This window comes from Pararhizobium sp., from assembly GCF_965279435.1.
In the GTDB taxonomy this organism is placed as follows: domain Bacteria; phylum Pseudomonadota; class Alphaproteobacteria; order Rhizobiales; family Rhizobiaceae; genus Pararhizobium.
In genome coordinates, this window is record NZ_CBDIHY010000003.1 from 618,547 (window position 1) to 642,016 (window position 23,470).

Here is a 23,470-nt window from a genome sequence, read left to right on the forward strand (position 1 = left end):
GATTTGGCTGAAGCGAGTTTGACGAGAGCAAGGTAGTTTTCGCTTCAACGGCAACCACATGTTCCCGATCGTCGACCGGTTCTGCACCCGCTACGTCACCATGGATCATGGTGCGCCAGCACTACGACGATCCCGGAAAGTTCAACGCTACGCCGAAGCCCCTACCCTTCAACGACTTCGCTGGTCTGCACGATGGGGGCAATGTCCGTATAGTTGGCGACGTCCGCAGCGATCTCCGCGCGGTGGGGACCTAACGCCTCCTGGAATATCGCCAGGGTCGGCGAGTAAACGTGGCACGCCGCGACGAACTCCGGCGCGCTTCCAGGTTCGCGACCCGCAAGGCCCTTATCGATCTCGTAGCGCAGGCAGGCATCGCCGAGCCGTTCCTGGATCAGTGGCATGTGGCGGGTGCGGTAGTAGTCGTGATCGAACTTCGAGCCGCCATCGGCCGGATAGTAGACGCTCATCTTGATCATGGTCGGCCTCCTGCCTGAACGCCTCTCCGAGCGTCCGAGGAGCCTTTCTAGCTCATCGACTCGTAAAGCGCATCCAGATTTTGGCTGAAGAAGCGTTCGACGAGGTTGCGGTAGCGAGAGAGGAAGGCGCTGAACGGCGGGCGGCGTTTGCTGCCGGGCATCGGCTTGATGTTGGCCCATGCGTCCGTCTTGCGCCATCTGACGAAGCGGTTGTACCAGGTCGTATACGGGTTGTAGCGCTCGGGAATGTCCGCCCACGGCGAGCCGGGTCCGAAGACGCCAGTAAACCCCGTTCAGAACACGCCGGTCGTCAACCCGAGCCCCCCGCGCGGCTTGCTCGGTAGCAGCGGCTCGATCACCGACCACTCGAAATCCGTCAACTCATAGCGAGGCTGGCCCATCAGCAGCCCCCTTCAAGACGCCTGAATCAGAACCTTGCAGTACCGCCAGCAGTTTACGAGTGCGTGACCTAGTCCGGCAGTCAGCCCTTCAGGATGGCCAGCGCCTGCGCGTGAATTTCAGCACTACCGGCCGCGATGACTTCGCCGCCCATTTCCGCCGGACCGCCATTCCAGTCGGTGATGATGCCACCTGCCTGCTCGATCAGCGGAATGATGCCACCGACATCGTAGGGCTTCAGGCCGCATTCGATTACGAGGTCGATATGACCGGCGGCAAGCAGCGCAAAGGCGTAGCAGTCGCAGCCGTAGCGGGCGAGTTGCACCTTGCTCTGCACCGCCTCGAAGCGGGTCTTGATATCGCCGGTATAGAGATGCGGCGACGTGGTGAACATGATCGCCTGGGAAAGATCGGCGCACGGCCGCGTCGAGACAATCTTGTCTTCGCCTGGGCCCCGGTAATGCGTGTTTTTGCCATCCGCGAAATAGCGCTCGCCAGTAAACGGCTGGTCCATCAGCCCCATCACCGCCTCGCCCTTGTAATAGAGGCCAATCAGCGTACCCCAGACCGGCAGGCCGGAGATGAAGGCGCGGGTTCCGTCGATCGGATCGATCACCCAGACATAATCGTGGTCGAGCCGGACATTGCCGAACTCCTCACCCAGAATGCCGTGCTCGTGAAAATGTGCCTCGATCAAAGCGCGGATCGCCGTCTCGGCAGCACGGTCGCCCTCGGTCACCGGATCGAAACCGGCGGCTTCCTTGTTGGCGACACTGATGCCGGTGCGGAAACGCGGCAGGGTCTGCGCCTTGGCAGCATCGGCAAGGCGATCGAAAAACTCACGGTCCGGCAGCATGAAACCTCACGAAAATCGGGAAATGGAAGGCTGATTGTGCTTATGGCACATTTTTTTGAAAGAGAAGAGTTTGGCGAGAAAATCAGTAAAAATCGCGCCGATTGGCGGATACGAAAGCCGTCCTGCCCGGATTTTCGAAGAACGTGCCTCAAAAATCCAAAAGAACTGCGAAACCGGGTATTTTGCTGCAGTTCAGTATCCGTTGGCTTTGGCGCACTGCACCAATTACGGCTGAATCCTCCTTGACAATTGTGCGCTGCAATATTAGCTTTTCCCTACAGTCACTTGTGGCTGTAAATACCCTCCTTGGGTGTTTCCTCCCTAGACTTAGCCGCGCCACAAGCGCGGTTTTTTTTGTCTTCTTGCCAGGGAGAAAGGCCAGCCTACTCGGCAGCCAATGACGTGCCTGGCGCGTATGTCTCCACATGCGCCGCAAGCGCTGCGAGAAATATCCCGATCGCCTGCGCCAGCATCGGAAAATCCTTCTTCTTCTGCAGAGTCGCCTCATCGATATAAAGGCCACGATTGATCTCGATCTGCAGTGCATGCAGCCCGCGCGCCGGCCGGCCGTAATGTTCGGTGATGAAACCGCCGGCATAGGGCTTGTTGCGGGCGACGGAAAACCCGAGATCCTCCAGCAGTGACACCGCCGTACGCGACAGGTCGGCCGAGGCGCTGGTGCCGTAGCGATCTCCGATGATGAAATCCGGCCGCTGGCCCGTTCCGGCCAGCCGGATATTGCCCGGCATCGAATGGCAATCGATCAACACCGCCAGCCCGAACTGCACATGCGTGCGGGCGATCAGCCGCCGCAGGCAGGCATGGTAGGGCTTGTAGATCGTCTCGATGCGCTCGAGCGCTTCGGCGACCGGAAAGCGGCCACGATAGATTTCCATGTTTTCGGCCACCAGCCGCGGCACGGTGCCGAGGCCACCGGCCACCCGCATCGAGCTGATATTGGCATGCGGCGGCAATGGCCCGTCGAACATCCGCGGGTCGAGTTCATAGGGTTCGCGGTTGACGTCGAGGAAGGCGCGGGGGAAATGCGCCATTAACAAAGGCGCGCCCAGATCTGTTACGGAATGGAACAGTTCGTCAACGAAATGATCCTCCGAGCGGCGGATCGACACGTCGTCCAATCGGGATTTTTCCAGGAAGGAACGGCTGTACACCCTGCCGCTGTGGGGGGAATTGAAGACAAAGGGAATGCGTTGCATTTCCGGCTCGCGAACTTCGAACTGTTCGGTTTCGCTGACGTTCTGCGTCATCGCAGCCCTTTTTTACCATGTCACAATCTTGATGCTTCGTGTATGTTGCCAGCAGGCAGCAATCATGTCCATAGTCGTTTCCTGCCAGTGAACGGGCTTGATCTTAAGTCTTCACCGGATATTTACCCACATGCGGTTTCATGACGTTATCGCAATTCCCGACATCGACACGTAAGGTGCAACGGCTTTAATCCATGAGTCTCAAAATTCTCCTCGCCGAAGACGATAACGACATGCGCCGGTTCCTGGTGAAAGCCCTGGAAAAGGCCGGCTATAAGGTGTTGTCGTTCGACAATGGCGCCAGCGCCTACGACCGGCTGCGCGAAGAGCCGTTTTCGCTTCTTCTCACCGACATCGTCATGCCCGAAATGGACGGCATCGAGCTTGCCCGCCGGGCAACCGAACTCGATCCCGACCTCAAGGTCATGTTCATCACCGGCTTTGCTGCGGTGGCGCTGAACCCTGATTCGAAAGCTCCGAAGGACGCAAAGGTCCTGTCCAAGCCCTTCCATCTGCGTGATCTTGTGGACGAAGTGAACAAGATGCTGGCCGCATAGGCCTGCGCCGCAAGGGCCGCAAAACTTCCTGTCAAAAAGCCGAAAAAAGCCTATTGACGCCTCCGGAGGTTTATGGTCTATGCGCCGACATTGGATGGGCGTATAGCTCAGCGGGAGAGCACTACGTTGACATCGTAGGGGTCACAGGTTCAATCCCTGTTACGCCCACCATCCAGTTTCTAAAGGCCTTTCGGGAAACCGGGAGGCCTTTTTCGTTTGGCGTCTATCCACCTGGATCCTATCTTTACCGGCAGACTGTTTGACTGCGCAGCCGCCGCCCGGCTCTAACGCAGTGCCGAAGCGCGCCACTTGAAACACGCGACCAGCAAGGACAATTTCGGCTGTGAGGGAACCACGTTACGAACTCCGCCAAGAGAGGAATCGCACCTGGACCGTCGTCGACGTTGTCACGCGCGTGCCCGCAGCCTCAGACGGGCGCGATCTGACGGGCCTTGACCGCGACGACGCCAGGGACATCATGGAGGCGCTCAACAGAGATCACCTCGCCGGCCGCAAGAGCCCGCTGGTATAGAGCGCAAAATCCCCTCCCCGTGACCGGAGAGGAGATTTGTACAATGGTTTACGTGATGAAATTGCCGGGTTGCAAAGTGTCCAGCGGCGGCAATAAAGAATAAAAAGCCGCGCCACGCATCCCCCAAACAAGGTAGGCAGGCAGCGTTATTCTTCGAAATCAATCGGTTGGGCAGAAATTCCGCCCGCTACGGCTGGGAAATGCGGCAGGTCCGGCCAAACACGCAATTTTGAGCTATGCTACTGCGGGACAATCCATCCAAGCGTGCAAGATCGAGAGATCCGCGATACGATCGTGATCCAAAAAACACGAAATATTGTTACGAAATTCGTGACGCGGGCGCAGTTTTGCGATAGGAACCGCTGCAATTGTGGTCCCTGAACCCTATATCTGCCGTTCACCCAGACAAGATCAAGGAAGACGTCCATGCCTGCCTATCGCTCCCGCACCACCACCCACGGCCGCAACATGGCCGGCGCTCGCGGCCTCTGGCGCGCGACGGGCATGAAGGACAGCGACTTCGGCAAGCCGATTATTGCGGTGGTGAACTCGTTTACGCAGTTCGTGCCGGGCCATGTCCATCTTAAGGACCTTGGCCAGCTGGTTGCCCGCGAGATCGAAGCCCACGGCGGCGTCGCCAAGGAATTCAACACCATCGCCGTCGATGACGGCATCGCCATGGGCCATGACGGCATGCTCTATTCGCTGCCGTCACGCGAAATCATCGCCGACAGCGTTGAATACATGGTCAACGCCCATTGCGCCGATGCGATGGTCTGTATTTCCAACTGCGACAAGATCACCCCCGGCATGCTGATGGCATCGCTGCGCCTGAACATCCCGACGATCTTCGTCTCCGGCGGCCCGATGGAAGCCGGCAAGGTGCTGCTCTCCGACGGCAAGATTCATTCGCTCGACCTGGTCGACGCCATGGTCGCAGCTGCCGACGAAAACATGTCGGACGAGGACGTCCAGACCATCGAGCGCTCGGCCTGCCCGACCTGCGGCTCGTGCTCCGGCATGTTCACCGCCAATTCGATGAACTGTCTGACCGAGGCGCTTGGCCTGTCCCTGCCCGGCAACGGCTCGACACTGGCGACCCATTCGGATCGCGAAAAGCTGTTCCTGGAAGCTGGCCGCCGCATCGTCGGTCTCGCCAAGCGCTACTATGAACAGGACGACGAAACCGCTTTGCCGCGCACCATCGCTTCGAAGGGTGCCTTCGAGAATGCCATGGCGCTGGATATCGCCATGGGCGGCTCGACCAACACCGTGCTGCACATCCTGGCTGCCGCCCATGAAGGCGAAATCGATTTCAATCTGGACGACATCGACCGCCTGTCGCGCAAGGTTCCATGCCTCTCCAAGGTCGCGCCGGCCAAGGCAGACGTGCATATGGAAGACGTACACCGCGCCGGCGGCATCATGGCGATCCTCGGCGAGCTCAATCGCGCCGGCCTATTGAATGCCGACCTGCCGACAGTCCATGCCAAGACGCTCGGCGACGCGCTGTCGCAGTGGGATATTTCCGTCACCGACAATCCGGCTGCACTCGAACTGTTCAGCGCGGCTCCCGGCGGCGTCCCGACGCAGGTTGCCTTCAGCCAGAGCGCCCGCTGGAAGGAACTCGATCTCGACCGCGAAAAGGGCGTCATCCGCGATGCCCAGCATCCGTTCTCCAAGGATGGCGGTCTGGCGGTCCTGAAGGGCAATATCGCCCCCAACGGCTGCATCGTGAAGACGGCCGGCGTGGACGAATCGATCCTGAAATTCTCCGGCCCCGCCCGCGTCTTCGAAAGCCAGGATTCCTCCGTCAAGGCGATCCTTTCCAACGAGATCAAGGCCGGCGACGTCGTCGTCATCCGTTACGAAGGCCCGAAGGGCGGACCGGGCATGCAGGAAATGCTCTATCCGACCAGCTACCTGAAATCGAAGGGCCTCGGCAAGGCCTGCGCGCTGATCACCGACGGCCGTTTCTCCGGTGGTACGTCCGGTCTCTCGATCGGCCACGTCTCGCCGGAAGCTGCCAATGGCGGCCTGATCGGCATCGTGCGCGAAGGCGACATGATCGATATCGACATCCCCAACCGGACGATCTCGCTGCGCGTCAGTGAAGCGGAAATCGCCGCCCGCAGCGCCGAGCAGGACGCCAAGGGCTGGAAGCCGGTCGAACTGCGCAAACGCAAGGTCACCACGGCGCTGAAAGCCTACGCCGCCTTCGCCACCTCAGCCGACCGCGGCGCGGTGCGCGATCTGGGCGACCTCGGCTAAAACGGGCGATAGGCTTTCATCAACTCTCTGCGCACCCCTGGATCCCAACGGATTTGGGGGTGTTTCTTTTCAGCCGTAAAGACGCTTCTGGGGTGGGGGATGCGCTGCAAGTGGGCACATGGTTGCAATTCCTTGCCAAGCCGCCATTCGGCCGTCATTGCGATATAGTCAAATCCGCGAAACACGCCCACAATCCCCCATAAGCCCGCCGCAAAGCCCACCACACTCCGAGCAAACCCATGCAAGCCGAACAAACTGTCCTGAAAATCTCCATCGGCGTGACCATCCTGATCGCCTGTTCCGGCATCGCATTCGGCATCGTCACCGGCTCCTTCTCGATCGCGTTTGATGGGGTCTATTCACTGGCCGATGCCAGCATGAGTACGCTCGCCCTGGTGGTCGCCCGGCTGATAGCCATCGATGCAGACCCGAGCCGCGGCAAGGGCAAGCTGCGCGCCCGATTTTCCCTCGGCTTCTGGCATCTCGAGCCGATCGTTCTCGGTCTGAACGGCATCCTGTTGATGAGCGTCGCCGTCTACGCCCTGATCAACGCGATTATCAGTATCTTGTCCGGCGGCCATGCGCTGGAGTTCGACTACGCGATCCTCTACGCCGCCATTACGCTCGTGGCATGCCTGACCATGGCGACCGTCGTGCGGAAGAAGAACGCCACGATCCGTTCCGAGTTCCTGACCCTTGACGCGACTGCGTGGATGATGTCCGCCGGTATCACTGCTGCCTTGCTGATCGCCTTCATCGGTGGTTTTTTCGTCGAAGGCACGTCGCTTGCCTGGACCGCGCCCTATATCGATCCGGCGGTTCTGGCGCTGGTTTCCGTGGTCATCATCCCGATGCCCATCGGCACCGTGCGTCAGGCGCTATCGGATATCCTGCTGATGACCCCGGCGCCGCTGCGGGCAAGGATCGATGAAGTGGCTGAAGAGGTGGTCCAGGAACAGGCCTTCCTGTCCCACCGCGCCTATGTCGCCCGCATCGGACGCCTGATGCAGGTGGAACTTTATTTCATCGTACCGGCCGGCATGCGCGCCCGCACGATCGAGGAATGGGACCAGTTGCGCGATGACATCGGCGCCCGCATCGGCAGCGAAGGCCCCAACCGCTGGCTGACCATCGCCTTTACGGCCGACACGGAATGGGCGGAATAGCCCCTTCCGCAGCAGACGCTACTTGCGCGCGGAAACCAACAGGAACATCGGCCGTTCGCGTTCTTCGGCCCATTCCGGATGGGCGGCAACCTGCTCAAGCGACGGCCCCCATTCCTCGACATGCAGCAAGGTAAATCCGAGACCGATCAGAATATTGATCAGCGTTCCCAACGTCCGGTGCTGTTTGACGACGCCTTTGGCCAGCCAATCCGTCGTGCGCGCACCTTCATCGAGATAACCGTTGACCGGCCACGTCGCGCGACCGTCGGTATCCTTCGACCAGCCGGGATGGGCTGGTGCCATGTAGATCGGATGCTCGATCGAAAACACCAGCTGGCCGCCGGTCACCAGCGCCGCATGGACGCGAGCGAGCAGCGCCTCAAGATCCTTGAGATAGTGAAAAGCAAGCGAACTGTAGACCAGATCGAAGGAGGCCTCGGGCAATTCTAGCACTTCAAGATCGGCCTTCGAATAGACTATCGCCGGATCTGACGTTGCCTTGGCACGCGCCAGCATGTTTTCTGAAACATCGAAGCCAAGGACCCTGGCAGCGCCTTCGTCCTTGGCAAACCGGCAGAACCAGCCAAAACCACAGCCGAGATCGACGATCCGCTTGCCCTCCAGATCGGGCAGCAGCGCCCGGATCGACGCCCACTCCGCCGCCCCATCCAACCCCTCAACCGACCGGCCAAGCTGGCTATAGCCCTCGAAGAATTCAGGATTGTCGTAGACGTTCTGGGTCATGTTTCACCATATTCTGTGTCGTCAGTTGACGGATACTGACACACTTTGCTTTGCCCCGACATGCCAGTCCTTTGTGGCGGAAATTGCTGTTTGAACTGAATTTGCACAGAATGCAAAGGAGCGGAAATGAGAGGTACGACTTTGGACTCGCCTACTCCTTCTCCGTCATCCTCGCCCTCGTGGCACTGCTGTCCGGTTTAAATTTTGTAGACATGGTGCACGGTGTTGATTCTACTCGTATTCGAGCGTTTGGCGACGATCTCGAACACGAAGGAGGAGCAACCCCGTGCGGCATCACAATAGCGTCTTTCATGATCTTTTGAAGCGCGTTCCATGGTCGGCTTTTGACAGGCTTGTGGAGGAACATGGGGCCGACAAACATGTTCGGCGGCTCTCGACGCGGACACAGTTGATCGCCCTTTTGTACGGCCAATTGGCCGGTGCGGTGAGTTTGCGCGAGATCGCCGGCGGTTTGGAAAGTCATGCGGCGCGTCTTTACCATCTCGGTGCGCGTCCGGCCTCGCGCTCGACGCTTGCCGACGCCAATGCGAAGCGTTCAAGCGCGGTGTTTGCCGGCCTGTTTGCTGAACTGGTGGCAAGGGCAGGACGCGGCCTGCGCCGGGCGGCCGGTGAGGCCACCTATCTGATCGACGCGACTGGGGTCCGCCTGAGTGGAGCGGGAAGCGACTGGGCGCGGTTTTCCCATCAGGCCTGCGGTGCCAAGGTCCATATCGTCTATGATGCGCTGGCCGAACGGCCGATCTACGCGGCGGTGACGCCTGCCAATGTCAATGACATCACCGCAGCCAAGGTCATGCCGATCGAAGCGGGCGCCACCTATGTCTTCGATCTCGGCTATTATGATTTCGGCTGGTGGGCCAGAATGGACAAGGCCGGATGCCGGATCGTCACGCGGTTCAAGTCGCATACGCCGCTGGCCGTAACGCGCGAACAACCGCTCAACAGCAACGGCACCATCCTGTCCGACCGCATCGGCCTGTTGCCAGCCCGCCAGGCGAAAAACCGCAAGAACCCGTTTGGCGATCCCGTGCGCGAGATCAGTGTCAGGACACAAACAGGCAAGGTTTTGCGGTTGCTCACCAACGATCTCGATGCGCCAGCGGACGAGATCGCCGATCTCTACAAGCGCCGTTGGGCGATCGAACTGTTCTTCCGCTGGGTCAAGCAGACGCTAAAGATCCGGCATTTTCTCGGCAATAGCGAGAACGCGGTCCGTATCCAGATTGCCGCCGCCCTCATCGCCTATCTGCTGTTGCGCATGGCCCAGGCCGATCAGACAAACGTCCAGAGTCCGCTCGCCTTCGCCCGCCTCGTGCGCGCCAATCTCATGCATCGCCGCCGAACCGACAGCCTCACAAAGCCACCACCCAGCCCATCAAACGACACAGGACAGATGACCTTGAGCGGGTTGGGATTTTAAACCGGACAGCAGTGCCCTCGTGGCGGGGATCCAGCCACGGCGCGTCCGCGCCGTGAAAGGACTGCTTCAACTGTAATACCAAGGAAATCTCGCGCGCCGTGGACACGGCGCACTGGATTCATGTGACAAGCACAGGAATGACGGAGGAGAGTTTTGAGCACCAAAACCACCGCGAAAGCGAAGGCGGTTGAAGACGCCACCGACAACCATCAACCCGCCACTTGCGGCTCCATATAGGCCAGCTCCCAGACATGCCCGTCCAGGTCCTGGAAACTGCAGCCATACATGAAGCCGTAGTCCATCACCGGCCGCCATGCCTTGCCGCCGAGGGACAAAGCCTTGGCCAAGGTCTCGTCCACCTCCTGGCGGCTTCCCGCAGAGAGTGCCGTCAGCACTTCCGTCACCTTGCTGGTATCGCTGATCTCGTCGATGATGAATTCCTTGAAGCGTGCCTCCTGCATCAGCATGACGAAGATGTTTTCCTCGACGATCATGCACAGCGTATCGTCGCTGGAAAAATCCGGATTGAAGCTGAACCCCAACCCGCCGAAGAACGCCTTCGACCGCGAAATGTCCTTGACCGGCAGGTTTACAAAAATCATCCTCATGAACAGTCTCCTCTTTGATGATGGCGGTCGCCCGCTCGTTGGGCGGACGGGAAATGGATGTTCAGGCAAGCGCCAGGAGGTCGGAGCGCAACCGGTCTGGCCGCCCCTCGCCCAGTGCTTCATCGACATCGGCATGCGTGCTCTTCCAGATCGGCACCGCCATCGACAACAGTGTATGGCCTGCAGGCGTCAGTTTCATCCGCCGCAAGCGGCGATCCTTATCATCGGTCATGGTGACCAACAGGCCGCGCTTCTCCAGCGGTTTTAGCGCCGCTGTCAGCGTCGTGCGATCCATGGCCAGCAGGTTGGCAACTGGCCCCATGCCCGGAGGCTCCGGACGATTGAGCGACATCAGCAGCGAAAACTGCCCGTTGGTCAGATCAAGCGGCCGCAAAGCCTCGTCGAATTTGCGCGCCAAAGCCCGCGCCGCGCGTTGCACATGAAGACACAGGCATGTGTCGCGGACATGAAGGGTGGTTTCGAAGGGAATCACGATGGGCTTTGACATGCCTTAATAATGTTGATATCAACCTATTCAGTCAAGCGGAACGAAACGCGATTTTCTGAGGAGGAATGAACGATGTTGAGCAATCCGGTTGTATCCCGCCAGGAATGGCTTGAGGCGCGCAGGGTGCTGCTCGCTACAGAAAAGGAAGAGACGAAACTGCGCGACAAGATCCGCGCTGACCGGCAGAACATGCCGTGGGTCAAGGTCGACAAGACCTATACATTCGATACGCCAGCCGGAAAAAAGACCTTGGCAGAACTGTTCGATGGCCGCAGCCAACTGATGATCTACCATTTCATGTTCGGCCCCGACTGGGAGGCCGGCTGCCCGGGCTGTTCGTTCCTGTCTGATCATATCGACGGTACGCTTGCCCATCTCAACAATCACGACGTCACATATGTGACGGTCTCCCGCGCGCCGCTCGACAAGATCCAAGCCTACAAGACGCGCATGGGCTGGAAATTCCCCTGGGTCTCGTCCGTCAGTAGCGACTTCAATTTCGACTACCATGTCTCCTTCACCAAGGAAGAGCTGGAAAGTGGCAAGGTCTTCTACAATTTCCGCGAAATCTCTAGCGACGACGCCAATGACGAGCTGCCCGGTATGAGCGCCTTCATCCGCGACGAGAACGGCAATGTCTACCACACCTATTCGGACTATGCCCGTGGCGGTGAGGAGATCCTGACGACGCTGATGATCCTCGACCGGGCACCAAAAGGCCGCAATGAAACGTCAACATTGAGCTTCGTGAAGCGTCATGACGAATATGACACGGAGCCCAAGGCGCACTCCTGCTGCGCCTGACATGACTGACCGTCAATCGCGCTTGAAACAATTCCAGCAAAAGCGCGCTGCGGTTTTGCATCCGGAATTGTGAAGAACAAGCAGATCGAGCGTTTTCGCGATTCGGAGAAGATGCGATGAAGGCAGACCTTGTTGACGAACACCGCTGGCTGCAACAACTGACAGGCAGATGGCGGCTCACTTTCGCTCCGCCGGAGGGTAGCGAGCATCAGGACGGTGGTGGCGCGTGGGAAGAGAATGCCCGCTTGCTTGACGGCGCCTGGATCGTTGCGGAGGCGACCGGCACCATGCCGGATGGCCGTTCGGCGACCAATATCCTGTCGCTCGGCTACGATCCGGCAAGGGAGCGCTATGTCGGATCCTTCGTCTGCTCCGTCATGACGCATCTCTGGATCTACGAAGGCACGCTCGACGAAACCGGCACGGTGCTGACGCTCGACTGCGAAGGCCCCGATTTCGGCACCATCGGCCGCACCGCCCGTTATCAGGACATCATCACCATCAAGGACGCAGACACCCGCAACTTCTCGTCCCGCATCCGACTTTCCAACGGCACGTGGAAACCGGTCATGTCCTGCGACTACACCCGCATTTGAACATTCCAGCGAGCCCATTTCCGGCCGGATGGCCATCAACATCAAAGAGGAGGACTACAATGAGCAAGGGACACGGCGCGTTCGTCTGGTACGAACTGATGACCACCGATACCAAGGCAGCCGAAGCTTTCTACGACGACGTGGTCGGCTGGAGCTCCGTCGATTCCGGCATGCCCGATGCAAACTACACCCTGTTCAAGACCAATGACGTGCGGGTGGCCGGCCTGATGACAATGCCGGAAAATGCGTTGAAGATGAACATTCCCCCCGCCTGGCTCGGCTATGTCGGCGTCGATGATGTCGATGCCGCAGCCACAAAGCTCGCCAAGCTCGGCGGCACGGTGCATCGACAGCCGGATGATATTCCGGGCGTTGGCCGCTTCGCCGTCGTCGCTGATCCGCATGGCGCAGTCTTCGCGCTTTTCCGCGGCATTGGTGACATGCCTGAAATCTCGCAGATGGCCAGCGGCAATATTGGCTGGCACGAACTGATGGCCGGCGATCTCGCCACAGATCTCCCGTTCTATCAGGAGATGTTCGGTTGGAGGAAGGATGAGGGGATCGATATGGGCGATATGGGCACCTACCAGCTCTTTGCTCATAACGGCGCGCAGATCGGCGGCATGATGACGAAACCCGCCACCATTCCCACACCACCCTATTGGGGGTTCTATTTCAACGTCGAGGCGCTCGACGCCGCCATCGCGCGGTCAACAGCAAAGGGTGGCAAGGTCGTCAACGGCCCGATGGAAGTCCCCGGCGGCGCCTGGGTGGTCAATTGCGTTGACCCGCAAGGCGCATATTTCAATCTTGTGGCACCAAAACGCTAAATCCACTCCTCTCGCAACAAGGCACTGGCATAGTCCCGTGCCTTGTCGCCAGCTACGCCGGAGCCACTATGAAGCTGGATGCAATCGAGGTCATCACCCTGTTCGTCGATGATATCAACGAGGCTAGGGCGTTCTATCAGGCGGTCTTCACGCCCGAGATCGTCTACGAGGATGATGTATCGGCAGTGCTGAAGTTCTCCGGCACGATGGTCAACCTGCTCAAATCAACCGAAGCACCCGGACTGGTCGCACCGTCGGCTGTCGCCAAGCCGTCGTCCGGCGCGCGCATTCTCCTGACGATCAAGGTCGATGACACCGATGCCGCCTGCGCCGAATTGCGCCGCCGCGGCGTCACGCTGCTCAACGGCCCGGTCGATCGACCTTGGGGACGCCGTACCGCAGCCTTCGCCGATCCTTCCGGCCATATCTGGGAGATCGCCCAGGAGATCCAATGACCCGCGCCACCTCCAAACAGGGCATTTCTGCAATTACTAAAATATGCTAGATATCGCCCACCAGTCGGGGGCAAGTATCATGTCCAATTCGCTGCTAGACGCACTGACCGCTGCAGAACTGCACTGTCCGGTGATCACGGCCGGTCATCCGGAATACGATCACTATCGCCGCGTCTGGAACGGTATCGCTGACCGGCAGCCGCTCGCGATCGTGCGTCCGCAGGATGTCGAGGATGTTCAAAAAGCCGTGCGTGCGGCGGCCTCGTCCCGTGCCCTGCTCGCGGTCCGTGGCGGCGGCCACAGCCTGCCCGGTCTGTCGACCTGCAATGACGGGCTGGTGCTCGACCTGTCTCTGATCCATTCCGTCGTCATCGACAACGCCGCCCAGACCGTCGACATCGGCGGCGGCGCCCTGCTTGGCGATCTCGATCGCGCAACGGTTCCAAAGGGCTATATTGTGCCGGCCGGCGTGATTTCCCACACCGGGGTCGCCGGCCTGACGCTGGGCGGTGGCATGGGCTGGGCCAGCCGCAAATATGGCCTGACGATCGATAGCCTGCTGGGCGCCGAGATCGTGCTTGCCAGCGGCGATGTCACCTGGACGAGCCCGACCTGGAACCCGGAACTCTTCTGGGCCATCCGTGGCGGCGGCGGAAACTTCGGTGTCGTCACCCGCTTCAGGTTCCAACTGCATCCCTTCAACGGTATCGTCGCAGGCCAATGGATCTACCCGATGGAACAGGCCCGCAAGGTTCTGTCGGCACTGCGCGATCGGGCGCGTCAGCAGCCTCGCGATTTCGCCATGTCCTTCACCGCATCCCGGTCTGGCGTCAACGTCACGGCCGTCTGGTCCGGCGATGCCGGGCTCGCCGATGCCACCCTGTCCCCCTTCGGCACCCTGGCGGACGGCGCCAGCGGCGGACTGGAAAGCCTGTCCTATCTCACGCTGCAAAGCCGCAACGACGTCGCTTTCGCCTGGTCGCGCCGCTACTATGCCAAGGGCGGCTTCTGGTCCGATATCACCGATCAGGCGATCGAACATATCATCGATGCGATCGCCCACGCACCGGCGCCGGACTGCGAAATTTATGCCATCCAGCTTGGCGGCGCCATCGGTGATGTAGCGGACGAAGCGACCGCCTATACCGGACGCGACGCAGGTTATTACTGGCTGTCAGAACCCATCTGGGACGACCGCACCGATGACGATAGGTGCATAGAATGGGGCCGTACGACCGGCCGGTTGCTATCCGACGCGTCAATCATCGGAAATTATGTCAACGAACAGGGCGACACCGGTTCAAACATCGCCCGCGATGCCTATGGTCCGGAAAAATACCAGCGCCTTGCACGGCTGAAGGCACGCCTTGACCCTAACAACCTGTTCCGCCTCAATCAGAATATCGAACCGCACGAATAGCACTTATCAAGCACATACTGATCTTCTCCGCAGGAAATGAATCTTCCCGCCGGGAATTGCGCCTTGCAATCTCTCTTCGCATTGCACAAAATCCCTGCAATGGCGGCATAGACCCGTCATCAAGGGGATAAAGATCCGCATGGCGATCAAAGCAAGCATCTATCACCTGACGCATTACAAGTATGACAAGCCGGTACGGCTCGGCCCCCAGATCATCCGGCTGAAGCCGGCGGCCCATTCCAAGACCAAGGTCATCAGCCACTCGCTCAAGGTCACCCCGGAAAACCACTTCGTCACGCTGCAGCAGGATCCCTACGGCAACTACCTTTCCCGCTACGTCTTCCCCGACCCCGTCACCGAGTTCAAGATCGAGGTCGATCTGGTCGCCGACATGACGGTCTACAATCCCTTCGACTTCTTCATCGAGGAAGAGGCCGAGACTTTCCCCTTCACCTATCCGGAAGATATCCGCGACGACCTGAAGATCTACATGCAGCCGGAGCCGATGAGCCCGGCGCTGGAAAGCTATATCAACGGCATCGACCTCACCCCGATGCGCACCATCGACTTCATTGTCGGCCTCAATGCCCGCCTGCAGCAGAAGGTCAACTATATCATCCGCATGGAGCCGGGCGTCCAGACGCCGGAAGAGACCCTGCTGCTGGCGCTCGGTTCCTGCCGTGATTCCAGCTGGCTGCTCGTCCAGATCCTGCGCAATCTCGGCCTCGCCGCCCGCTTCGTCTCCGGCTATCTCATCCAACTCGCGCCAGACCTGAAGGCGCTCGACGGCCCATCCGGCACCGAAGTCGATTTTACCGATCTGCACGCCTGGTGCGAAGTCTATATCCCCGGCGCTGGCTGGGTCGGGCTCGACCCCACCTCCGGCCTTCTGACCGGCGAAAGCCATATCCCGCTGGCTGCCACGCCGCATTACCGCAATGCCGCGCCGATTTCCGGCGGCCTCTATGGCGACGCCAACACCACCTTCGATTTCGCCATGACGGTCAGCCGCGTGGCCGAGCATCCGCGCATCACCAAGCCGTTTTCGGAGGAAAGCTGGCAGGCGCTGAATGCGCTCGGTGATCACGTTGACAAGGTGCTGAACGGCGCCGATGTCCGCCTGACCATGGGCGGCGAACCAACTTTTGTCTCCATCGACGATTTCGAATCGGAGGAATGGAACACCGGCGCCGTCGGCCCGACCAAGCGCGACAAGGCCGACGAACTGATCCGCCGCTTGCGCGAACGCTTCGCCCCCGGCGGCTTCCTGCATTACGGCCAGGGCAAATGGTATCCCGGCGAAAGCCTGCCACGCTGGACCTTCTCGCTCTACTGGCGCAAGGACGGATTGCCGATCTGGCACAATCCCGATCTCATCGCTGCCGAGGGCAAGGACACCAAGGTCACCGCCAGGGAAGCTGAAGCGCTGATCACCGGCATCGCCGCAGCACTTGAGATCGAACAGGACATGGTGATTCCCGCCTTCGAGGATCCCGCCGAATGGATCATCAAGGAAGGCAGTCTGCCGGAAAATGTCGATCCGGAAAATTCCAAGCTGGAAAGCCCGGAGGAACGCGCCCGCATCGCCAAGGTGTTCGAGCGCGGCTTGACGACCCCGACCGGCTATATCCTTCCCGTCCAAGCCTGGAATTCCAAAGCCGATGGCCAGAAATGGGTTTCCGAGAAATGGCGCACCCGCCGCGGCAAGATCTTCCTGATGCCGGGCGACAGTCCGATCGGTTTCCGCATGCCGCTAGGCACGCTGCCTTACGTGTCCCCGTCGGAATATCCCTATATCCACCCGGAAGATCCGTCGATCGACCGCCAGCCTCTTCCGGATTACGGAACGCCGGCCAGAGCCTTGGCCGAGGCCTCCCGCAAGGCGGCCACTGACGCCCGCCAGAAACGCGTCGAGCAGGTGCTGGAAGCGGCGAATGCCGATATCCGGGGTGCCGTTCGCACCGCCATGAGCGTCGAGCCGCGCGATGGGCGTCTCTGCGTGTTTATGCCGCCGGTCGAGCGCATCGAGGATTATCTGGAACTGATCGCGGCCGCTGAAAAAGCGGCATCCGATCTCGGCCTGCCGATCCATATCGAGGGTTATTCACCGCCGCAGGATGAGCGCATCAACGTCATGCGCGTGGCGCCCGATCCCGGCGTCATCGAGGTCAATATTCACCCGGCTTCCAACTGGGCCGATTGCGTCGCCATCACCACGGCGATCTATGAGGAAGCCCGGCTTACCCGCCTGGGCGCCGACAAGTTCATGATCGATGGCCGCCACACCGGCACCGGCGGCGGCAACCATGTTGTGGTCGGCGGCAACAATCCCAACAATAGCCCCTTCCTGCGCCGCCCGGACCTGCTGAAAAGCCTGATCCTGCACTGGCAGCGTCATCCGGCGATGTCCTACCTGTTTTCCGGCATGTTCATCGGCCCGACCAGCCAGGCACCGCGCGTCGATGAGGCCCGGCACGACACGCTGTACGAGCTGGAAATCGCCATGGCACAGGTGCCCGTGCCCGGCATGGCGCAGACACCCCTGCCGTGGGTGGTCGATCGCCTGTTCCGCAATCTGCTGACCGACGTTACCGGCAACACCCATCGCGCTGAAATCTGCATCGACAAGATGTTTTCGCCGGATGGCCCGACCGGGCGCCTCGGCCTCGTCGAGTTCCGCGGTTTCGAAATGCCGCCGAATGCACGCATGAGCCTTGCCCAGCAACTGCTGGTGCGGGCACTGATCGCCCGCTACTGGCAAAACCCGGCCGAGGGCAAGCTGGTGCGCTGGGGTACCACCCTGCACGACCGCTTCATGCTGCCGCACTATGTCTGGCAGGACTTCCTCGACGTGCTCAACGACCTGCGGGCGAATGGGTTCAACATCCGTCCGGAATGGTTCGAGGCTCAGCTCGAGTTCCGTTTCCCGTTCTGCGGCGAGGTCGAATATGAAGGCGCCAAGCTCGAACTGCGCCAGGCGCTGGAACCTTGGCATGTCATGGGCGAGGAAGGTGCCCCCGGCGGCACCGTGCGTTATGTCGACAGCTCCGTCGAGCGCCTGCAGGTGAAGCTGGAGACGGCCAATCCGGAGCGCTACACCGTTGCCTGCAACGGCCGTGCGCTGCCGCTGACCAAGACCGGCTTCAACGGTGTCTCCGTAGCCGGTGTGCGCTACAAGGCATGGCAGCCGGTGTCGGGTCTGCACCCCAATCTGCCGGTTAACACGCCGCTTACATTCGACATTTATGATACATGGTCGAAGCGTTCGATCGGCGGCTGCATCTATCATGTTGCCCATCCGGGCGGGCGCAGTTACGACACTTTTCCGGTAAACGGCAACGAGGCGGAAGCCCGAAGACTGGCCCGTTTCGAACCGTGGGGGCATACCGCTGGCGCTTATACGCTGGCGCCGGAAGCCCCATCGGCAGAATTTCCCCTGACGCTCGATTTGCGGCGTCCGGCAGGCATATAGGACTTTGATGTCAAAGAAGCAGACGGCTCATGCGACGCGCAGCGAAGACCGGATCGGCAACGATCCGGTCTTCGGCTATCGCGCACTGCCCGGCATTGCCGATGAAATGCTCGATACGCAGGGCAATGTCCGGCCGGTCTGGCAGCATTTTCTCGCCTCCATCGGCCGCATGGACGAAACCGAACTCTCCAACCGCTTCGCCCGCGCCGACCGCTATCTGCGCGATGCCGGCGTGTTCTACCGCGCCTATGGCACCAAGGAAAATTCGGAGCGCAACTGGCCGCTCTCGCATGTGCCGGTCCTGATCGACGACACCGAATGGCAGGCTGTTTCCAAAGGCCTCGTCCAGCGCGCCGAGCTGCTGGAACGGATCGCCGCCGATATCTATGGCCCGAACCGGCTCGTCGCCGAAGGCTTCTTGCCGCCATCACTGGTCGCCGGCAATCCGGAATTCCTGCGGCCGATGGTTGGCGTGCTTCCGGCCGATGGCCATTTCCTGCATTTCTGTTCCTTCGAAATCGGTCGCGGCCCGGATGGCAACTGGTGGGTGCTGTCGGACCGCACCGAAGCGCCGTCGGGTGCAGGCTTCGCGCTGGAAAACCGCGTCGCCACCACTCGCGCCTTTTCCGATCTCTATGCCGAAACCCATGTCCATCGCCTCGCCGGTTTCTTCGGTGCCTTCCGCGATGAACTGCAATCGCGCAAGAAACATCCGGACGACCGCATCGCGGTTCTGACGCCTGGCGTCGCCAACGAAACCTATTTCGAGCACGCCTATATTGCCCGCTATCTCGGCTTCATGCTGCTTGAGGGCGAAGACCTGACCGTCATCGACGGCCGGGTGATGGTCCGCACCGTGGCTGGCCTCAAGCCCGTCGGCGTGCTCTGGCGCCGCCTTGATGCCGCCTTTGCCGATCCGCTGGAGCTGAACCAGAGTTCACACATCGGCACACCCGGCATTGTCGAGGCACTGCGCTCCGGCTCGGTGTCGATCGTCAATTCGCTCGGCTCCGGCATTCTGGAAACCCGCGCCTTCCTCGCTTTCATGCCGACCATCTGCCGCCATCTGCTCGGCGAGGACCCGATCCTGCCGAGCATCGCCACCTGGTGGTGCGGCCAGCAGCCGGAACGCGATCAGGTGGCCGGCAATATCGAGAAGATGGTCATCGGCCCGGCCTATTCCACCCGGCCGTTCTTCGACGACAATAGCCAGTCCGTTCTCGGCTCGTCATTGCGCGATACGGCGAAGGTGTCGGTCACCGACTGGCTGCAGACGGACGGCCCCAAACTCGTCGGACAGGAAGTCGTCACCCTCTCCACCACGCCCGCCTGGATCAATGGCAAGCTGACGCCACGGCCAATGAGCCTGCGGGTCTATGTCGCCCGCACACGCGATGGATGGCAGGTCATGCCGGGCGGCTTTGCTCGCATCGGCTCCGGTGCCGATGCCGCCGCCATCGCCATGCAGGCTGGCGGTTCTGCCGCCGACGTCTGGATCGTCAGCCAGAAACCCGTCGAGCAGATGACGCTTCTGCCGGCCGAGGAGAGCTTCATCCGCATCATGCCCGGCAGCCTGCCAAGCCGGGCCGCCGACAATCTTTTCTGGCTTGGCCGCTATATCGAGCGGGCCGAAGGGGCGCTGCGCATCCTGCGCGCCTGGCACGGACGTTATGCCGAAACCGCCAACACCGAAATGCCGTTGTTGAAGGATATCACCGACTATCTGGCCGGGCTCGATATCGATACCAAGCAGCCCGTCCCCGACAGCCTGATGGCCAACCTCAACAGCGCCCTGTTTTCCGCCAGCAATATCCGCGACCGTTTCTCCGCCGATGGCTGGCTGGCGCTGAACGATCTCGCCAAGACCGCCCGCAAGTTCCAGTCGACGGTGCAGGCCGGCGATGATGCTACCCATGCAATGACCATTCTTCTGCGCAAGCTCGCGGGCTTTGCCGGTCTGGTGCATGAAAACATGTACCGCTTTACCGGCTGGCGGTTCCTGTCGATCGGCCGCTATCTTGAGCGCGGCCTGCACATGACCCGGCTGCTTGGCCATATGTCCGGCGAGGACGCACCGGATGGCGCCTACGATATGCTGCTCGAAATCGGCGACAGCGTCATGACCCACCGCCGCCGCTACAACGTCAACACGGCAGCCCTGACTGTCACCGATCTTCTGGCGCTCGACCCGCTCAACCCGCGCTCGATCCTCTACCAGCTGAACGAGATCAAGACGGAGGTCGAACAATTGCCGAACGCCTTCTCAAACGGCCAGATGTCGCCGTTCTACCGCGAAGCCATGAAACTCCACGCCGGCCTTGCCGTCATGACACCAGAGGCGATGAACGCCGAGGTCTATAACAATCTCGAACAGGAACTCGGCCGCTTCTCCGACATCCTCGCGCAAACCTATCTCGGATAAGCAGGTTACGGAGAAGTGTCCTACGGTTTTCCGATCAAAACCTGCGACAAAACAAAAAACTAAGCGGGTGGTCGTTGGTCTGCCAACGACCACCCGCTTAGGATATGACAAACCTTCTGCGCCGAATTTGAGAACCCATGCTCTACGACATCAATCTGCGGATCACCTACACTTACGAAGCCCCGGTCTCCGGCGGCCGCCATGTCGTGCGCGTCCTGCCCCTCTCGCTTCCCAATCGCCAGCGCCTCGTTGCCGGCACCGTCACCTGCACGCCGCCGCCGGAAGAGCGCCGCGACAGCATCGATTTCTTCGCCAATCCCTCGACCTCGATCCTGTTTCGCAAGCGGCATGAAAAGCTGGTGATCCGCATGCAGGCCCGGGTCCAGCTGGAACAGCAGCCGCTTGCTGCGGATTTCTCCCCGGACCTTGCGCGTTTTCCCGCTGAGATCGCCAATGTCTGGTCGCTCGACGCCAATTCGCCGCATCATTTCCTCGGCGCTAGCCCCCGCCTTCCCGAAGATGCGGCGATCGGGGCCTATGCCCGGGCCATCGCCGAGCCCGGCATGACCATCCGCCAGATCGCCACTTCCATCTGCGCCAAGATCCACACGGATTTTATCTATGATCCGAAGGCAACAACCGTCGATACGACCCCGCTTGAGGCTTTCAAGCTGAAGCGCGGCGTCTGCCAGGATTTCACCCATGTAATGATCACCGCGCTGCGCAGCCTCGGCATCCCCGCCGGTTATGTCAGCGGCTTCCTCAGAACGATCCCGCCGCCGGGCAAGGAACGCCTCGAGGGCGCCGACGCCATGCATGCCTGGGTGCGTGTCTGGTGCGGGGCCACCACCGGCTGGCTCGAACTCGACCCGACCAACAATATTTTTGCAGGCCTCGATCACATCGTCGTCGGCCATGGCCGCGACTATAGCGACGTGGCACCGGTCATCGGTGTCCTGAAAAGCTACGGATCGCACAAAACCGAACAGGCGGTCGACGTTATTCCGTTGCAATGACCCGGAACGGGAAAGCCGATAGTCCCCTTTTCATACACCCGGAGCCGGTTGAACCGCCTGCATTTGCGGGACAATTCAAAGTTTACTCAATTGCAACCCATGAGTTGAACCGGATCGTAATATTTACGAGATAGAGGTCGTTTCATCAAAAGAGGCAACGTTTATTCCGAGTGGGGAAAATGGTAAAGCGATCGAAATTCCTGCAGTCCTTTTCAGCTCTCGCCAACGACCGCGGCGGCAATTTCGCCCTGATGGCAGCATTGGTCATTCCCGTCCTGTTCGCCGGCGGTGGCATCGCGGTTGATCTGGCAAATATGATGAAGGCCAAGAACCAGTTGCAGGACGCAACGGACACCGCAGCTCTTGCCGCATCGTCCGCGCTCATCAATGAAGGCATAAGCATCGAAGACGCAAAGAAACTTGCCAGGGATTTTCTAAAATCCCAATCCAAGAACTCCCTGACGGCCGACATGACCACCGAGGAGCTTGCCGCTTTCGAACAGGCATTTTCGAACAACACAAAGATCAACATTGTTGAAAAAACGGCGACCAACACGGTCGGCAACAGCAAGACCTATACCGTCGATATATCGACGAATTATAACCTGCCGCTCAGCCCCTTCACCCGGCTTTTGGGCCAGAAGACCGCCCAGATCGGCGCGGCAAGCTCGTCCTTGAGTTCGTCTGAAACGAAGAATGCGCTGTCGATGTTCCTGGTTCTTGACCGTTCCGGCTCTATGGCCGAAGACACGGCGACAATTGATAAGGACAATCCGACCAAGGTTGAGAACTATTCGTGCGGCACAAAAAATCGCCCGAAAACCTGCCAGCGGACTGTCGACAACTTTGTTACCAAGATCGATGCGCTGAAAACAGCGACGGAAAACCTGACAAAATATCTGAAAACCGCTGACCCGACTGGCTCGCTGGTCAGGACCGGAGCCGTATCCTACAACGCCTCGATGCAGAATCCGAACGACCTTGCTTGGGGCACAGATGGCGCTGTCAACTACGTCAAGGCACTGTCGGCAACGGGCGGAACGGATTCCGGTGACGCCTTCGAGACCGCCTATGAAAAGCTCATGCTGAAGAAAAGCGGCGTGCTGGTTGAAGACGCTGCTCACATGGACAAAAACAAGCAGGCTCCGACAAAATACATCGTCTTCATGACCGATGGCGACAACAACTACGCCTCGGCCGACACTGAGACGAAAAAATGGTGCGAGAAGGCCAGGACAGACAAGATTCAGGTCTTCACGGTTGCTTTCATGGCACCTGCGCGCGGCCAAACATTGCTCAATTCCTGCGCAACCACCAGCGCCCACTATTTCAAGGCCGAGAATGCGGAACAGCTGAACGAGGCTTTCAAATATATCGGCGAAAAAGCCTCGGCGATGACCGTTCGCCTGACGCAGTAACCGCTTGTTACCACAGCAATCAAAAGCCCGCTCCGAGACATTCGGGGCGGGCTTTTTCGCGTTATCCGCCAAATCGCAAGCCGTTTCGAACGCACCGTCTTCGACAATTATCATCTTATTGAAAACGCTATTGCAAGCGCTTCGTATCGGTGCATAAATCGCTCATATGCCCCGTTGGTGTTCGCCTCCGGTCTCCCAAACCGCACGCAGA

General features: G+C 60.0%; 20 protein-coding genes, 1 tRNA gene and 1 pseudogene. 15 read left to right on the forward strand and 7 right to left on the reverse strand.

Annotated features, from left to right (window positions below):
• Positions 1-161: 161 nt before the first annotated feature.
• The 3 genes and pseudogenes from ACQY8Q_RS08710 to hisN form a co-directional block, all read right to left on the reverse strand.
• The gene (locus tag ACQY8Q_RS08710; protein WP_428426226.1) at positions 162-476 is read right to left on the reverse strand and encodes an EthD family reductase; all 315 of its coding nucleotides are present in this window, start codon (positions 474-476) and stop codon (positions 162-164) included.
• A 176-nt stretch (positions 477-652) separates the two neighbouring features.
• Positions 653-877: pseudogene (locus tag ACQY8Q_RS08715) on the reverse strand (transposase); the annotation flags it as partial.
• Between the two features lie 80 nt (positions 878-957).
• Positions 958-1,731, reverse strand: a complete 774-nt coding sequence (gene hisN, locus ACQY8Q_RS08720; protein WP_428426227.1) for a histidinol-phosphatase — start codon at positions 1,729-1,731, stop codon at positions 958-960.
• A gap of 70 nt (positions 1,732-1,801) precedes the next feature.
• On the opposite strand from hisN, the gene ACQY8Q_RS08725 reads away from it, so the two are divergent.
• Entirely contained in the window at positions 1,802-1,966 is a 165-nt protein-coding gene (locus ACQY8Q_RS08725) for a hypothetical protein (RefSeq protein WP_428426228.1), read from the forward strand.
• Between the two features lie 148 nt (positions 1,967-2,114).
• Here the strand turns inward: ACQY8Q_RS08725 and ACQY8Q_RS08730 are convergent, their stop codons facing one another.
• Positions 2,115-2,999, reverse strand: a complete 885-nt coding sequence (locus ACQY8Q_RS08730) for an N-formylglutamate amidohydrolase (RefSeq protein ID WP_428426229.1) — start codon at positions 2,997-2,999, stop codon at positions 2,115-2,117.
• Between the two features lie 194 nt (positions 3,000-3,193).
• Here ACQY8Q_RS08730 and cpdR1 point away from each other — a divergent pair, with 194 nt between their 5' ends.
• The 4 genes from cpdR1 to ACQY8Q_RS08750 all read left to right on the forward strand — a co-directional run bounded on the left by cpdR1 (position 3,194) and on the right by ACQY8Q_RS08750 (position 7,525).
• Positions 3,194-3,556, forward strand: coding sequence for a response regulator CpdR1 (cpdR1, locus tag ACQY8Q_RS08735; protein WP_428426230.1), 363 nt, complete (start codon positions 3,194-3,196; stop codon positions 3,554-3,556).
• A 96-nt stretch (positions 3,557-3,652) separates the two neighbouring features.
• Positions 3,653-3,727, forward strand: a tRNA-Val gene (locus ACQY8Q_RS08740).
• A gap of 787 nt (positions 3,728-4,514) precedes the next feature.
• A complete protein-coding gene (gene ilvD, locus ACQY8Q_RS08745) occupies positions 4,515-6,359 on the forward strand; it encodes a dihydroxy-acid dehydratase (RefSeq protein ID WP_428426231.1) in 1,845 nt (614 codons plus the stop codon).
• A gap of 239 nt (positions 6,360-6,598) precedes the next feature.
• Complete coding sequence (locus ACQY8Q_RS08750; RefSeq protein WP_428426232.1) at positions 6,599-7,525, forward strand: cation diffusion facilitator family transporter; 927 nt, start codon at positions 6,599-6,601, stop codon at positions 7,523-7,525.
• Between the two features lie 18 nt (positions 7,526-7,543).
• Here ACQY8Q_RS08750 and ACQY8Q_RS08755 read toward each other — a convergent pair whose 3' ends face one another.
• A complete protein-coding gene (locus ACQY8Q_RS08755) occupies positions 7,544-8,269 on the reverse strand; it encodes a class I SAM-dependent methyltransferase (RefSeq protein ID WP_428426233.1) in 726 nt (241 codons plus the stop codon).
• 286 nt (positions 8,270-8,555) lie between these two features.
• Here ACQY8Q_RS08755 and ACQY8Q_RS08760 point away from each other — a divergent pair, with 286 nt between their 5' ends.
• Positions 8,556-9,710 carry an IS4 family transposase gene (locus tag ACQY8Q_RS08760; protein WP_428423764.1) on the forward strand — a complete coding sequence of 385 codons (1,155 nt, stop codon included), beginning with the start codon at positions 8,556-8,558 and terminating at the stop codon, positions 9,708-9,710.
• A gap of 209 nt (positions 9,711-9,919) precedes the next feature.
• On the opposite strand, the gene ACQY8Q_RS08765 is transcribed toward ACQY8Q_RS08760, so the two are convergent.
• Both ACQY8Q_RS08765 and ACQY8Q_RS08770 read right to left on the reverse strand, forming a co-directional pair.
• Complete coding sequence (locus tag ACQY8Q_RS08765) at positions 9,920-10,318, reverse strand: VOC family protein (RefSeq protein ID WP_428426234.1); 399 nt, start codon at positions 10,316-10,318, stop codon at positions 9,920-9,922.
• 61 nt (positions 10,319-10,379) lie between these two features.
• A complete protein-coding gene (locus ACQY8Q_RS08770) occupies positions 10,380-10,826 on the reverse strand; it encodes a MarR family winged helix-turn-helix transcriptional regulator (RefSeq protein ID WP_428426235.1) in 447 nt (148 codons plus the stop codon).
• A gap of 75 nt (positions 10,827-10,901) precedes the next feature.
• On the opposite strand from ACQY8Q_RS08770, the gene ACQY8Q_RS08775 reads away from it, so the two are divergent.
• The 9 genes from ACQY8Q_RS08775 to ACQY8Q_RS08815 all read left to right on the forward strand — a co-directional run bounded on the left by ACQY8Q_RS08775 (position 10,902) and on the right by ACQY8Q_RS08815 (position 23,259).
• Positions 10,902-11,630, forward strand: a complete 729-nt coding sequence (locus tag ACQY8Q_RS08775; protein WP_428429719.1) for a DUF899 domain-containing protein — start codon at positions 10,902-10,904, stop codon at positions 11,628-11,630.
• Positions 11,631-11,746: 116 nt separating this feature from the next.
• A complete protein-coding gene (locus ACQY8Q_RS08780; RefSeq protein WP_428426236.1) occupies positions 11,747-12,226 on the forward strand; it encodes a DUF1579 domain-containing protein in 480 nt (159 codons plus the stop codon).
• A gap of 59 nt (positions 12,227-12,285) precedes the next feature.
• On the forward strand, positions 12,286-13,056 hold the full coding sequence (locus ACQY8Q_RS08785; protein WP_428426237.1) for a VOC family protein: 771 nt from the start codon (positions 12,286-12,288) through the stop codon (positions 13,054-13,056).
• Between the two features lie 68 nt (positions 13,057-13,124).
• Positions 13,125-13,511: a VOC family protein gene (locus tag ACQY8Q_RS08790; protein ID WP_428426238.1), complete on the forward strand. Its 387-nt coding sequence runs from the start codon at positions 13,125-13,127 to the stop codon at positions 13,509-13,511.
• A gap of 79 nt (positions 13,512-13,590) precedes the next feature.
• A complete protein-coding gene (locus ACQY8Q_RS08795; RefSeq protein WP_428426239.1) occupies positions 13,591-14,931 on the forward strand; it encodes an FAD-binding oxidoreductase in 1,341 nt (446 codons plus the stop codon).
• A 139-nt stretch (positions 14,932-15,070) separates the two neighbouring features.
• Positions 15,071-18,403, forward strand: a complete 3,333-nt coding sequence (locus ACQY8Q_RS08800) for a DUF2126 domain-containing protein (protein ID WP_428426240.1) — start codon at positions 15,071-15,073, stop codon at positions 18,401-18,403.
• A gap of 7 nt (positions 18,404-18,410) precedes the next feature.
• Positions 18,411-20,825, forward strand: coding sequence for a circularly permuted type 2 ATP-grasp protein (locus tag ACQY8Q_RS08805; RefSeq protein ID WP_428426241.1), 2,415 nt, complete (start codon positions 18,411-18,413; stop codon positions 20,823-20,825).
• A 137-nt stretch (positions 20,826-20,962) separates the two neighbouring features.
• Positions 20,963-21,841, forward strand: coding sequence for a transglutaminase family protein (locus ACQY8Q_RS08810; RefSeq protein ID WP_428426242.1), 879 nt, complete (start codon positions 20,963-20,965; stop codon positions 21,839-21,841).
• A 179-nt stretch (positions 21,842-22,020) separates the two neighbouring features.
• Positions 22,021-23,259, forward strand: coding sequence for a vWA domain-containing protein (locus tag ACQY8Q_RS08815; protein WP_428426243.1), 1,239 nt, complete (start codon positions 22,021-22,023; stop codon positions 23,257-23,259).
• Positions 23,260-23,470: the final 211 nt, after the last annotated feature.

Excerpts from the sequence above, each read along its gene's own strand:
- ACQY8Q_RS08710 (WP_428426226.1), bottom strand. The coding sequence starts at position 476 with ATGATCAAGATGAGCGTCTACTATCCGGCCGATGGCGGCTCGAAGTTC.
- hisN (WP_428426227.1), bottom strand. The coding sequence starts at position 1,731 with ATGCTGCCGGACCGTGAGTTTTTCGATCGCCTTGCCGATGCTGCCAAG.
- ACQY8Q_RS08730 (WP_428426229.1), bottom strand. The coding sequence starts at position 2,999 with ATGACGCAGAACGTCAGCGAAACCGAACAGTTCGAAGTTCGCGAGCCG.
- cpdR1 (WP_428426230.1), top strand. The coding sequence starts at position 3,194 with ATGAGTCTCAAAATTCTCCTCGCCGAAGACGATAACGACATGCGCCGG.
- ilvD (WP_428426231.1), top strand. The coding sequence starts at position 4,515 with ATGCCTGCCTATCGCTCCCGCACCACCACCCACGGCCGCAACATGGCC.
- ACQY8Q_RS08750 (WP_428426232.1), top strand. The coding sequence starts at position 6,599 with ATGCAAGCCGAACAAACTGTCCTGAAAATCTCCATCGGCGTGACCATC.
- ACQY8Q_RS08755 (WP_428426233.1), bottom strand. The coding sequence starts at position 8,269 with ATGACCCAGAACGTCTACGACAATCCTGAATTCTTCGAGGGCTATAGC.
- ACQY8Q_RS08765 (WP_428426234.1), bottom strand. The coding sequence starts at position 10,318 with ATGAGGATGATTTTTGTAAACCTGCCGGTCAAGGACATTTCGCGGTCG.
- ACQY8Q_RS08770 (WP_428426235.1), bottom strand. The coding sequence starts at position 10,826 with ATGTCAAAGCCCATCGTGATTCCCTTCGAAACCACCCTTCATGTCCGC.
- ACQY8Q_RS08780 (WP_428426236.1), top strand. The coding sequence starts at position 11,747 with ATGAAGGCAGACCTTGTTGACGAACACCGCTGGCTGCAACAACTGACA.
- ACQY8Q_RS08785 (WP_428426237.1), top strand. The coding sequence starts at position 12,286 with ATGAGCAAGGGACACGGCGCGTTCGTCTGGTACGAACTGATGACCACC.
- ACQY8Q_RS08790 (WP_428426238.1), top strand. The coding sequence starts at position 13,125 with ATGAAGCTGGATGCAATCGAGGTCATCACCCTGTTCGTCGATGATATC.
- ACQY8Q_RS08795 (WP_428426239.1), top strand. The coding sequence starts at position 13,591 with ATGTCCAATTCGCTGCTAGACGCACTGACCGCTGCAGAACTGCACTGT.
- ACQY8Q_RS08800 (WP_428426240.1), top strand. The coding sequence starts at position 15,071 with ATGGCGATCAAAGCAAGCATCTATCACCTGACGCATTACAAGTATGAC.
- ACQY8Q_RS08805 (WP_428426241.1), top strand. The coding sequence starts at position 18,411 with ATGTCAAAGAAGCAGACGGCTCATGCGACGCGCAGCGAAGACCGGATC.
- ACQY8Q_RS08810 (WP_428426242.1), top strand. The coding sequence starts at position 20,963 with ATGCTCTACGACATCAATCTGCGGATCACCTACACTTACGAAGCCCCG.
- ACQY8Q_RS08815 (WP_428426243.1), top strand. The coding sequence starts at position 22,021 with ATGGTAAAGCGATCGAAATTCCTGCAGTCCTTTTCAGCTCTCGCCAAC.